The sequence below is a fragment of the Globicatella sp. HMSC072A10 genome, assembly GCF_001811625.1.
Taxonomy (GTDB): Bacteria; Bacillota; Bacilli; order Lactobacillales; family Aerococcaceae; genus Globicatella; species Globicatella sanguinis.
Window position 1 is genome coordinate 22,812 of record NZ_KV805797.1, and the last position, 13,060, is coordinate 35,871.

Annotated in this window: 11 protein-coding genes; 2 read left to right on the top strand and 9 right to left on the bottom strand. The window is 34.7% G+C overall.

The window, feature by feature from the left end; genetic code table 11:
* Positions 1-133 precede the first annotated feature (133 nt).
* From lepB to tig, 9 genes are all read right to left on the bottom strand, one after another.
* On the bottom strand, positions 134-724 hold the full coding sequence (gene lepB, locus HMPREF2811_RS09030; RefSeq protein WP_071409048.1) for a signal peptidase I: 591 nt from the start codon (positions 722-724) through the stop codon (positions 134-136).
* A complete protein-coding gene (locus HMPREF2811_RS09035) occupies positions 724-2,178 on the bottom strand; it encodes a S41 family peptidase (RefSeq protein WP_168164974.1) in 1,455 nt (484 codons plus the stop codon). Before HMPREF2811_RS09035 ends, lepB begins: the two co-directional genes overlap by 1 nt.
* A gap of 2 nt (positions 2,179-2,180) precedes the next feature.
* Complete coding sequence (gene deoD / locus HMPREF2811_RS09040; RefSeq protein WP_071409050.1) at positions 2,181-2,897, bottom strand: purine-nucleoside phosphorylase; 717 nt, start codon at positions 2,895-2,897, stop codon at positions 2,181-2,183.
* A gap of 29 nt (positions 2,898-2,926) precedes the next feature.
* Positions 2,927-3,139 carry a YozE family protein gene (locus tag HMPREF2811_RS09045; protein ID WP_246829841.1) on the bottom strand — a complete coding sequence of 71 codons (213 nt, stop codon included), beginning with the start codon at positions 3,137-3,139 and terminating at the stop codon, positions 2,927-2,929.
* Positions 3,140-3,278: 139 nt separating this feature from the next.
* Positions 3,279-4,424, bottom strand: coding sequence for an RNA polymerase sigma factor RpoD (rpoD, locus tag HMPREF2811_RS09050; RefSeq protein ID WP_071409052.1), 1,146 nt, complete (start codon positions 4,422-4,424; stop codon positions 3,279-3,281).
* A gap of 12 nt (positions 4,425-4,436) precedes the next feature.
* The gene (gene dnaG, locus HMPREF2811_RS09055; protein WP_071409053.1) at positions 4,437-6,281 is read right to left on the bottom strand and encodes a DNA primase; all 1,845 of its coding nucleotides are present in this window, start codon (positions 6,279-6,281) and stop codon (positions 4,437-4,439) included.
* Positions 6,282-6,295: 14 nt separating this feature from the next.
* A complete protein-coding gene (yihA, locus tag HMPREF2811_RS09060; protein WP_066124012.1) occupies positions 6,296-6,880 on the bottom strand; it encodes a ribosome biogenesis GTP-binding protein YihA/YsxC in 585 nt (194 codons plus the stop codon).
* A gap of 12 nt (positions 6,881-6,892) precedes the next feature.
* Complete coding sequence (gene clpX, locus HMPREF2811_RS09065; RefSeq protein WP_071409054.1) at positions 6,893-8,137, bottom strand: ATP-dependent Clp protease ATP-binding subunit ClpX; 1,245 nt, start codon at positions 8,135-8,137, stop codon at positions 6,893-6,895.
* A 148-nt stretch (positions 8,138-8,285) separates the two neighbouring features.
* Positions 8,286-9,566, bottom strand: a complete 1,281-nt coding sequence (gene tig / locus HMPREF2811_RS09070; protein ID WP_071409055.1) for a trigger factor — start codon at positions 9,564-9,566, stop codon at positions 8,286-8,288.
* Positions 9,567-9,767: 201 nt separating this feature from the next.
* Between tig and recU the strand changes: the two genes are divergently transcribed.
* Both recU and HMPREF2811_RS09080 read left to right on the top strand, forming a co-directional pair.
* Positions 9,768-10,364, top strand: a complete 597-nt coding sequence (gene recU, locus HMPREF2811_RS09075; RefSeq protein WP_071409056.1) for a Holliday junction resolvase RecU — start codon at positions 9,768-9,770, stop codon at positions 10,362-10,364.
* 26 nt (positions 10,365-10,390) lie between these two features.
* The gene (locus tag HMPREF2811_RS09080) at positions 10,391-12,880 is read left to right on the top strand and encodes a transglycosylase domain-containing protein (protein ID WP_071409057.1); all 2,490 of its coding nucleotides are present in this window, start codon (positions 10,391-10,393) and stop codon (positions 12,878-12,880) included.
* Positions 12,881-13,060: the final 180 nt, after the last annotated feature.

Below are 13,060 nucleotides of genomic sequence, written 5' to 3' on the forward strand. Positions count from 1 at the left end.
AGGGATTCTACTAGCTTATTAAACAAACAATTCTTTCTACTCAATTCACATAAAAAGCTGAATGCATATTCATCACGGTCTCTTACACTTACATCTAAGATACTTTGATAAAGCATTCAGCTTATTTTATTCATTACTTAACCACGACTTGCCCCGTCGCGTCTAATTGATAATGATCGAGTTTTTTGATTTGATTAAAAGGAAAATAAACAATCGACGTTTCACCTTGAATAGACTCAATCGGCACTAAACCAAATTGGCGACTGTCACCAGAAGCTGGTCGATTATCTCCCAATACAAAATAATATCCTTCAGGTATGACTTCTTTTCCTATGGTATCCCATAAACTAAAATCTTGCGTAAAAATTCCTTCCGTTTGCGATTTTAATGGCTCTAAGTATGGTTCCGCAGTGGGCTGATTATTTATATACAAAACATCATCTTTCACATAAAGACTGTCCCCGGGTAAGCCGATTAAGCGTTTGACATATGATTGTCCTGAACCCATTGGATCGGGAAACACCACAATATCAAAACGGTCAATTTTAGTTTGCTTTAATAAAAGCATTTGACTTCCATCTTTTAAGGTTAAATCCATTGAATGACCTTCAACTTGAAAAGGCTGAACGAGATAACTTTTAATAATCAAAAACAAGACTACTGCAATGGTAATGGAAAATAAGAGGTTAATGAATTCATTAAAAAGTGAACGCACTACTCGCATTATTCCGTTACCTGTAACAGTGTTTCCAATGCTTTATCATATTGAACATCATGATTATTTAAATATTCTCTCGCTTCATTATTCAGTAAATTAGCCGTATCACCAGTAATAATGCCGTCTGCTTCCAAATTATTTTTCTCTTGGAATGCTTTAACCGCTTGGGTCACTGATTCATCAAAGAGATAATCGGAATTAATTTCATAACCTAATGCTTTTAAAATTAAAATAGCTGTTTTGGTATAATCGGAGGCATCGCCTTCTTTCACTTCTTCTTTAGCATTTAGTGAAATAGAATTAGCTAATGGCTCGTTTTCCACTTCAACTTTAGGGGTAATACCTGTCTTGTGAATCCACATACCAGATGGCGTTAACCATTTAGCAACCGTTAATTTTAATTCCCCAAAATCAGACTGATTGGTTATATTTTGAGCCGTTCCTTTACCAAAGGTTGTCATACCTACTAAAGGATTATCGGTATTTTCAGAAATGGCAGCCGATAAAATCTCACTTGCGGATGCACTTCCTTCATTAATTAATACCACATACGGTTCGTCAATTTGGAATTTACCATATGCTTTATCATTAGCTGCATAAGCAATCGGCTCTTTATCTTGTTCTTGCATTTGAACAATGATATCACCGTCTTTAAGAAACATATTGGAAATAATAATCGCCTGATCTAATAATCCTCCAGGATTATTACGTAAGTCGAAAATAAAGCGTTTTGCTCCGTCTTTGCGTAATTGACTCACGGCTTCTTCGATTTCATCGGCAGTGGTGCTAGCAAATTGAGTAATTTGAACATAACCGATTGTCGGTTCATTCTCATCAAGTTTACTTTCTACTGAAATTAAAGGGATTTCTGCACGTTCTACTTCTACTTCAAAAGTACTGGATCCTCTTTGAATTTTAAGATTAACTTTGGTACCAATTTCACCTCGAATATGTTTAACCACTTCATTCGAATTCATATCGGTTAACGAAACACCATCGGCTTCCAAAATAATATCATTGGCTCTTAAGCCAGCTTTATCTGCTGGAGTATCCGCAATTGGACTAATAATAGTTACTAAGCCATTTTGAGTCATAATTTGAACCCCAATTCCTGTAAAGGAACCTTCAATTGTTTCGTCAAATTGTGCCGATTCATCACTGTCCAAGTATTCTGAATAAGGATCACCTAATGAACGGACCATTCCATCCAAAGCCCCTTGTAAGATCACTTCTTTATTCACATCTTCAATATAATTATCTAAGATACTATTGTAGACATCTTCTATGAGCTTAAAATCCTCATCTTCTAATGGCGACTCATCTACTTCAACAGTTGTTTCTGCTACCGTGGTTTCCTCTTCTGTCTTCGTTTCAGCGATGACCATTGTCGTCGGATTCATTGTAGCTAACAATAATAAGGTAGCCGTTGAATGTAGTGTTGATTTTTTAAACAATGACATCATTATGCCTCCAATTTTACAGCTGTTTCTAAAGCTATCTCCATCATTTGAGTAAAGGTTGTTTGTCTTTCTTCAGCGGTTGTTTCTTCACCAGTTAAAATATGATCGGAAATCGTACACATCGTTAAGGCTTTTTTATTATGTTTAGCGGCTACTGCATAGATACCGGCTGCTTCCATTTCAACGGCCATCACACCATAACGGGCTAATTTTTTCTTATCCATTTCTTCATTATAAAAACGATCACTCGATAAAATATTACCAACATGAATGCCTTGTACATCTGATTTTTCTGCAATATGATAGGCAATGTCCAAAACTTCAAAAGAAGCAATCGCTGAATAATGAACTTGACCTTCAAAAATATTGCTTAAAGCACTAGAGTCAGTGGTTGCCCCCATTCCAAAAACAATATCACGCACTTTAACTTCTTCTTTCATTCCACCAGCTGTTCCGATACGAATGATCGTTTCAACACCATATTCTTGATATAATTCTTCAGCATAAATCATTGCTGAAGGAATTCCCATACCAGAACCTTGTACCGAAACCTTTACCCCTTTATAAGTTCCGGTATAACCAAACATATTACGAACGGTATTATATTGAACCACATCTTCTAAAAATGTTTCCGCAATAAATTTAGCTCTTAACGGATCTCCTGGGAATAAAACAGTTTTGGCAATAGCCCCTTTTTCTGCAGCAATATGTGTACTCATTTTTCACACTCCTAGTTTAATTAATAATTTTAATATTGATATTGATTCCAAGCATCATCAAATATGCTCAATAATTTTGAATAATGACTATTTTCTTCCATATATTTAGAAAGAACTTCAAAATCAGTTTCATGTTTTGGAAAAGAAATATCCTGATGTATCGCATTTGCTAAACGACTCATTGGATCATTCGCATCGAAATCAGTATATTTTCGTATAAATTGATAAAAAGTTTGTTCCAAAGGACACCTCACTATCTTATTTGATATCATATAATTCATATTATAACATGATTTAAAATAAACAAGCGAATATTTTTATTTTTATTGTAAAAAAGCACTTAAGATAGCAATAGGCCATCTTAAGTGCTTGATCATAAGTCTACTCTAAAAAGTCTTTCAATTGATTAGAACGACTCGGGTGACGTAATTTTCTTAAAGCTTTGGCTTCAATTTGACGAATACGTTCACGAGTAACGCCGAATACTTTACCCACTTGCTCTAAAGTGCGAATATTCCCATCATCTAAACCAAAACGTAAACGTAATACATTCTCTTCACGGTCAGTTAATGTATCTAGAACATCTTCTAATTGCTCACGCAATAAGGCAGAAGAAGTAAAAGTTTCTGGGCTCATTGCTGCTTCGTCTTCAATAAAGTCTCCTAAATGGGAATCATCTTCTTCACCAATTGGCGTCTCTAAAGAAACGGGTTCTTGAGCAATCTTCAAGATTTCACGAACTTTTTCTGTTGAAAGGTCCATTTCCGCCCCAATTTCTTCTGGTGTCGGTTCACGTCCTAAATCTTGTAATAATTGACGTTGAACACGTACTAATTTATTAATTGTTTCCACCATATGTACTGGGATACGGATCGTTCTGGCTTGGTCAGCAATTGCACGGGTAATCGCTTGACGAATCCACCATGTTGCATAAGTTGAGAATTTAAAACCTTTAGTATGGTCAAATTTCTCTACTGCTTTCATTAGTCCCATGTTACCTTCTTGAATAAGGTCTAAGAATTGCATCCCACGGCCAACATAACGTTTTGCAATTGAAACTACCAAACGTAAGTTTGCTTCGGCTAATTCTTGTTTTGCCAGTTCATCACCTTGACTAATACGAATCGCTAATTCAACTTCTTCTTCACCACTTAATAATGGAACGCGACCGATTTCTTTTAAGTACATACGAACGGGGTCACTTACTTTTAATTTAGTTGCAGCGGCTTTTTCAACTGCGGTTGGTTCAGGTTCATCAACATTAATATCTTCTTCGTTGATCATTTGTTGTTTGGTTGGTCCACCATCTTCACCAACAACCGCAATTCCATTATCTTCTACTTTTTGAATTAATTTATTCATATCATCAGCATCCAAACCATACTTACTTGCGATTTGGTCTGATAAATCATCGTATTTAATTTGGCCAATTAATTTACGTTCAGCGATTAATCGCTTTACCGCTTCTTCATAGGAGACGCTAACTTCATTAGTTGTTTCTTTAAGATTATCTTTCTCTTCAGCCATACGCCCAACTCCTTAAATCTTTATTTGTCTCGTTAAACGAAGTATTTCTACCATTGCTTCAGATACTTCTGTTTTTCTACCTTCTTTTTGGAAAGTCTTTAATCGCTCTTTCCACTCGAGAATTTCTTGCTCTATAAAGGATCGTTTAATGACTTTAAAACAATCACTCATGACCACATCATCATAAGATAATTGTCTAGCGTCCCATATAATATCCCTATAAAGTTGTTGTAACTCATCTTCTAATTCCTGTTCCAATCCTATCATCGGAAATGACAACCCTTTATCATAGTAATAATATTCTAACTTAAAAAATAATTCTTGGAAATAAGGATGATAAAAAATCGGTTGCTTATAGTGTTGTTCCAAATAAAACCAAGCATCTTGATGATAAATCAAATTCTGGATAATCAATTTTTCTGCTTCATAAGCCGTTTTTGATTGAATTGTTAATTCTTTTCTTTCTACAATTGAACTAAAAGCGCGATCTGTACTATCAAAATTTACTTCATTATCATTAGTTGATGAATAATAAGAATTACCTTGATTTGAATGCTGTTTGGAACGAGCAATCTGTTCTTTGACAATGGCTTCATCAATGCCATATTCTTTCACAATATCTTGAATTCTTAATTGTTGTTCAATAGGTGATTCAATCATGGCAATTAACCCAATCACCTTTTCAATATATTGAGCTAATCCTTGTTCATCTTGTAAATTGAATTGTGTTTTTAAAAACTCTCGTTGAAAACTGAAACGGTTGTTAGCATTTTGGATTAATTGCTTTAATGCTTCCCCACCATTCGCTTGGAGCCATTCATCTGGGTCCATCCGGTTAGGAATGCGCACACTCTTGAATTGTTTATTCTTGAAAGGAAGACTCAATTCAAAGGCGCGATTGGTCGCATTTTGTCCGGCATCATCACCATCAAATACAAAAACAATTTCTTGTGCCATTTTCGTCAGTTGTTCGAGATGGTGTGAAGTTAAACTAGTTCCCATGGTTGCAACACTATTCATGATGCCATTTTGATCCATTCGTATAACGTCCATAAATCCTTCACAAACAATGGCTTGTTTTAAACGTCTAATTTCAGGTCTTGCCAAATCTAAATTAAAAATTAGCTGATTTTTTTGGAAAATATCCGTTTCAGGTGAGTTAATATATTTAGACTCAGATTGAGTTTCTCCAAAAACACGACCAGAAAAACCTACTACCTTTCCTTGTTGATTACGTAGAGGAAAAACTACCCTTCCCCTAAAACGATCGACTAGGACTTGATCATCTTTTTGATAAAAAATACCGCTATTGACTAATTGTTGATTGCTATAACCTTCTTTAAGTAAATATTGATATAGCACTTCTGAGTTTTCAGGCGCCAATCCAATTAAATAACGGTCAATTATCTTTTTATCAATCTGACGATTCGTTAAATATTCTAACCCATCACGTCCATTATTGGTTTGATTTAGATAATAGGCATAAAACGTGGCTGCTTTTTCATGTATTTCGAATAAATCAGCAAAACGTTCATTTTGTACAGACCCTTGATTAATATAACGGGGATCTAATGGTACACCAGAAAATTCAGCTGCTTTCTGGACTGCTTCAGGAAAACTGATGCCTTCTATTTCTTGCAAAAATGTAAAGACATTACCACCACGTCCACAACTAAAACATTTAAATATTTGTTTGTCACTATGAATTGAAAAAGAAGGATTGCGGTCTTCATGAAATGGACAGGAACAAGAATAACTATTGCCTCGCTTGGTTAATTGAACATATTGTCCAATTACATCTACAATATCTGTTTTTTCTCTAATCTCATTAATGGTCTCTGCAGGAATAAAGCTCAATCGCTTCACCTCTTTTATTCTATCACTGATTCAATAATATCCCAAATATCTTGGCAACCTTCTCCTGTTTCTGATGAAACAGGAAATAATGCATCAATTGTAGGTAAATCCAGTGCTTTTTTGTACATTGATAGATGTTTATTCCACTGACTCTTTTTAACTTTATCTAATTTAGTTAACACAATCGCATAAGGGATGTCGGATTCTTCAGCAAAATCTTTCATCGCAAGATCCAATTGTGTAGGCTCGTGACGAAAATCCATTAATAACAATAATACCCGAATATTTTCTCGATTTAATAAATACTCTTCTATCATTTTAGCCCATCGTTGACGGTCTGTTTTAGAGACTTTCGCATAGCCATAACCAGGTACATCGACGAATCTGAATAGGTCATCAATATTATAAAAATTCAATGTTTGAGTTTTCCCTGGTTGACTTGATGTGCGCGCTAATCCTTTACGATTAATCATCTTATTAATAAAGGATGATTTCCCAACATTAGAACGTCCCGCTAAGGCAATTTCAGGTTGATGATCATCAGGATATTGATTAGGACTAACAGCACTGATCACTAATTCAGCTTTCGTAACATGCACATGATTCACCTCTTAATTTAATTTTTTATTACGTTTACCATAATAATCCGGTTTTTTAATTCCATCAATACTCTCTTTAGTAATGACCACTTTTTTGAGTTCCTCATGCGTTGGTGCTTCAAACATGACATCTAACATCACATGTTCAATGATTGATCTTAAACCACGGGCGCCAGTTTCTCTTTCAATCGCCTTTTTCGCTATCGCTCTTAAAGCTTCTTCTTCAAACTCAAGTTTGACATCATCAATGGCTAGCAATTTTTGGTATTGTTTTACAATAGCATTTTTAGGCTCTGTTAAAATGGCTACTAAATCATCTTCAGTTAATTTCTCTAAAGCAGCAACGATTGGTAATCGACCGATAAATTCAGGAATCAAACCAAATTTTAATAAGTCTTCTGGCGTAATTTGTTGCATTAAACTTTTCGTTTCGTCAACTTTTCCGGTATTATTACCGAAACCAATTACTTTGCTACCTAAACGTTCTTTGACAATGGTTTCTACGCCGTCAAAAGCTCCCCCAACAATAAATAAGATTTGACTAGTGTCTAATTTTAAAAAATCTTGGTTAGGATGTTTACGGCCACCTTTTGGTGGAATATTTGCTTCTGTCCCTTCTAAAATCTTTAAGAGTGCTTGTTGAACACCTTCACCACTAACATCGCGTGTAATGGAAACATTTTCGGATTTTCTGGCAATTTTATCAATTTCATCCACGTAGATAATACCTTTGCTCGCTCTATCTAAGTCATAATCTGCCGATTGAACTAATTTTAATAAAATATTTTCAACGTCCTCACCAACGTATCCCGCTTCAGTTAAAGTGGTCGCATCGGCAATTGCAAAAGGCACATTTAATAATCTAGCTAAGCTTTGTGCTAAAAAGGTCTTACCAGAACCAGTAGGTCCAATTAAACAAATATTACTTTTCTGTAATTCGACGCCATCTTCTTCTGTATCATTATGACTAATTCTTTTGTAATGATTGTAGACGGCGACAGCTAAAGATTTTTTAGCTTCATCTTGACCGATTACATATTCATTTAATGAATTTAAAATTTCAATCGGTTTTAAAATATTAATCTGATCGTTTTGTTTCTTATAATTATTTTCTTCATCAATAATAGTCTGACATAACGCTACACACTCATCACAGATATAGACATCAGGACCTGCTATTATTTTATTTACCTCATCTTGAGACTTCCCACAAAATGAGCAATAATAATCATTTGTTCGAGTATTAATTCGACTCAATTGATTTCCTCCTTGCTCAAAATTCTTTCTTATATACTGGCGAAACAGGGATGCAATAAATTGGTCCTATTCTAATAGAAAGACCCATTGCCATCCCTGTTCCTATTGTAGCTCACATAATTAATTATTAGCTAATAAAATGTCTTAATTATTTTTGTACAGCAGTTGAAACAATTAATTCCATTGCTTTTTTCAATTTAATATCTGAAGTTAACATATCGTTAGAAACGAATTGTTTAACTTGATCAGCTGACATTTGGTATTGAGTAGCTAATTCGTTGACTTCATTTTCAATTTCTTCTTCTGTTACAGTTAAATCTTCATTTTCAACAATTGCTTCTAAAACTAAGTTAGTTTTTGTTCTTAATTCAGCTTCTTCACCGAATTGATCGTGTAAATCTGCTTCTGAAGAACCTGTAATTTGGAAGTATAAATCTTTGTCAATACCTTGACGTTTTAAGTTATTTAAGAAGTGATCCATTTGACGGTGAATTTCTTCGTGAACCATTTCGTATGGTAATTCAACGATTTCAGCATTTTCAACAGCTTTACGGATAGCTAAATCTTCAACGATTTCTTTAGCAGCTGCTTCTTTAGATTCAGTTAAATCAACACGAATTTTATTTTCTAATTCAGCTAAAGTTTCAACTGAGTCATCTGCATCTTTAGCAAATTCATCATCTAATTCAGGTAATTGTAAAGCTTTTACTTCATGAACTTTAACTTTGAAAGTTGCTTCTTTACCTGCTAAATCTTCTGCATGATATTCTTCTGGGAAAGTTACCACTACATCTTTTTCATCGCCAGGTTTTACGCCAACTAATTGATCTTCAAATCCTGGGATAAATGAATTAGAACCTAATTCTAATGAATGGTTTTCACCTTTTCCACCTTCAAATGCTTCATCACCAACGAAACCTTCAAAGTCAATCACTACTGTATCACCTGATTCAGCTGCGTCTTCTTTAACAACTAATTCAGCTAAACTTTTACGTTTAGATTCGATTTCATTTTTTACGTCTTCGTCAGTAACCGTTGTGTCTTGTTTTTCAACTTCTAAGTTTTTATATTCACCTAATTTTACTTCAGGTTTTAAAGTAACTTTTGCAGTTAATACCCATGGTTGACCCTTTTCCATTGATTTAACATCAATTTCCGGTTGAGTTACCACATCTAACTCTGCTTCTTTAACAGCTGATTCATAAGCTTTAGGTAATGTAGAGTTTAACACTTCTTCATATAAAGCTGATTCTCCATAAACATTGTTGAATACTTGACGTGGAACTTTTCCTTTACGGAATCCTGGTACAGTAATATTTTTTTGTACTCGTTTGAACGCTTTGTCTAATCCCTCTTTAATATCTTCTACAGGAATTTCAAACGTTAAGATTCCTTCATTTACTGATGTTTTTTCAAAATTTGTTGTCATTTTGTATAAACCTCCACATTATCTAATATTTAACATACTCCCTTATTTTACTCTAAAAGTTGCTTCTTGTAAATAATAATACCCCTTTATCACGAGTTTTTTCATAAAAAAGACATATTTTTGTGCTATTATAAAAATAAACTCGCTAAATCTATTCTAAATAACGATTATTTAGTATAATGACTGTTAGGAGGTATGAGAATGATTAATTATCCAACTGGTTCCAAACCGAATCACCATCATACAAAAAAGACCGAGCATACTCACAATACTATATACGGTAGTCGTGGAATGTCACTCGAAGATAAAATCAATCAATCAAATGAGTATTATTTAACGCATCATCTGGCTGTTATTCATAAAAAACCAACTCCGGTTCAAGTAGTGAAGGTTGACTATCCGCGCAGAAGTGCTGCCAAAATAGTAGAAGCTTATTATTGTCATGCTTCAACAACGGATTATAATGGTGTTTATCAAGGCTTTTATATTGATTTTGAAGCAAAAGAAACTAAAAATAAAACCAGTTTCCCCCTTGCAAATTTACCAGAGCATCAAAGAACGCATATGCTTCAATGTATTGAACAAGGCGGAATTGCGTTTTTAATCTTATCTTTTGCTGCTCATTATGAAACTTATATCATTCCCTATGAAAAAGTAGATAGAGAAATTAAAAAAAGTAAGAAACAAAGTTTAACTTATGATTTTATAAAACAAGAAGGATTTTTATGCAAAGAAGGTCTATTCCCAATAATTGATTATTTAGCTGCATTAGATCAATATATTGAATCCAGAGAATAATTTGTTTGTTGAAAGGAAGTAGTAATATGGCAACAGGTAGTCGTGTAGAACGAAAAAAATATCAAAATAGAAAAAAACAGAGTCCTCGTAAAAACAAAGGAAAGAATTGGTTGAAACGCATCTTCATTGTTTTAGTGGCTTTATTCTTTTTGGTCATGATTGGTGGTGCTTCTCTTTTTGGTTATTATGCAATGAATGCACCTAAGATTTCTGGAGAGGACCTCCGTGGTCAAGTTTCTTCCAAAATATATGACCAAAATGGTGAACTGATTAAAACCTTGGGTGGACAAAATCGGGAATTAATGGCTGATGGTGAAGTACCTCAACTATTAGAGGATGCTGTCTTAGCGATAGAAGACTCCCGTTTCTACTCTCACCATGGTATTGACCCTATCCGTATCGTTGGCGCTTTACTGTCTAACCTGAGAGCTGGTCAATTACGTGAAGGTGGTAGTACTATCACGCAACAATTAATTAAATTATCAGTGTTCTCCACCGATTTTACTGATCAGACACTTGAAAGAAAAGCACAAGAAGCATGGTTATCTTTACAGATCGAACAAAAATATTCTAAAGAAGAAATATTAACCTTATATTTGAATAAACTTTTCTACTCTAATAATGTTTACGGTGCTAAAACAGCTGCCAAAAGATTTTTTAATAAAGAACTGGCTGACATCACACTGGCTGAAGCTGCCCTACTTGCTGGTTTACCCCAAGCACCATCTGATTATGATCCTTATTCTTATCCCGAAGCTGCCAAGGAACGTCGTGATTTAGTATTAAATGTCATGTATGATCGTGGTTTAATTTCACAAAGTGATTATCAATCAGCAGTAGACACTTCAATTGAATCAATGCTAGTACCATTGGATAATAATACCATTGATGATATTGACTATGTCATTGATGCTTATCTAGATGTCGTGGCTAAAGAAGTACAAGAAAAATCGAATATCAATATTTTTACTGATGGTGTCGAAGTCTATACCAATTTAAACTTGGACGCACAGAAAAAATTATATCAAACCGTTAATGATAATGATGCGGTCGTCTTCCCTGATAATAATATGCAAACCGCTGTATCTGTCATCGATGTTAGTACTGGTGCCTTACAAGCCATTGCCGGTGGTCGTAAACAAGATGTTGTCTTAGGACTAAACCGTGCTAATACTTTAAATCGTAGTATAGGCTCAACGATGAAGCCACTATCCGCTTATGGCCCTGCCATCGAATACTTAAATTACTCAACGGGTCAATTAGTTGTAGATGAACCGATGACATATTCTAATGGCGATGAAATATATAACTTTGATTTTGAATATAAAGGAAAAATGACAATCCGTGAAGCCTTAGCTGGTTCACGAAATATTACAGCTCTAAAAATGTTACAAAAAGTTGGATTAGATAATGCCTATGCTTTCTTACAAAAACTTGAGATTAACATTTTAAATAATAATCAAAAAGAATTAGTTGAAGCCAATGCGATTGGTGGTGAAGTGACTCCGATTCAATTATCGGGAGCTTATGCTGCGATTGCCAATTATGGTCAATATAATCGTCCTTATACAGTAAATAAGATTATTACCGCAGCAGGTACAGAAGAAGTATATGAAACTGTTTCTCAACAAGCGATGAAAGATTCAACTGCTTATATGTTAACCGATATTTTAAAAGGTGTCCCTGGCACTTTCGCCACAGCCTCTGGTATTGATAATATTATTCAAGCAGGTAAAACAGGTACCACTAACTATACTAAAGATCAACTCACTCAATTAGGTCTTGATGAGTCTACCTATGCAGCACCTGATGCCTGGTATGTCGGTTTTACACCGCAATATGCCATTGCAACTTGGGTTGGTTATGATAATCCATATGAATCTGGTAATTATTTAACCTTAGAGCAGACGAGAATTCCTCAACTTATCTATAAAGAAATGATGACCTACTTAATGAAGAACGTCCCAATTACTGATTGGCAAAAACCACGTTCAGTAACCGAAGTAGAAATCGAAAAATATACAGATCCTATTATGTTACCTGGTCCTTATACACCTCAAGAAGCTCGATCAAAAGAATTATTCGTAGCTGATAGCAATATTCCAAAAACAGAATCAATTGCTTATGGACAATATGTCAATGCTCCAACAGCATTTGATGCCAATTATAATCAAGAAGCTCAGCAAATTGAAGCATACTGGCAAGGTCATTTAGATCAAAATGCGGTCTATCAGCTATCCTTAAATGATTCCGTCATTTATACTGGAACGAATACTTCCTTTACTATCTCAGCACCAGCAACATCTGGACAATATGTTCTAAAATTAAGAATTGTTAATGGTAATAGTGTGTCGGATACTTTAGTTATTACCCTAACCTTATCAGAAGCGACCACCGAATCAACTGAAACAACTGAAGAAACTACTACAGGTGGAGAAACAACCACACCTGAACAGACAGCTCCTGAGACCACTCCAGAAGCAACTGAAGCCGTTACTGAAGAACCTACTCAATAAAATAAAAAAGCTCTATTCGTGTTCTGAACTGCCCCCTGTCAAGTAGACAGGGGGCAGTTCATTCAATCACGTTAGAGCTTTTTTTATATCCTATTTTTTAGGCTATGCCTAAACTTTATATATTTAGTTAAATTAGGATTCGTTAATAAGAAGCGCAGTGGTTGAGTGGCCTCAACCTGC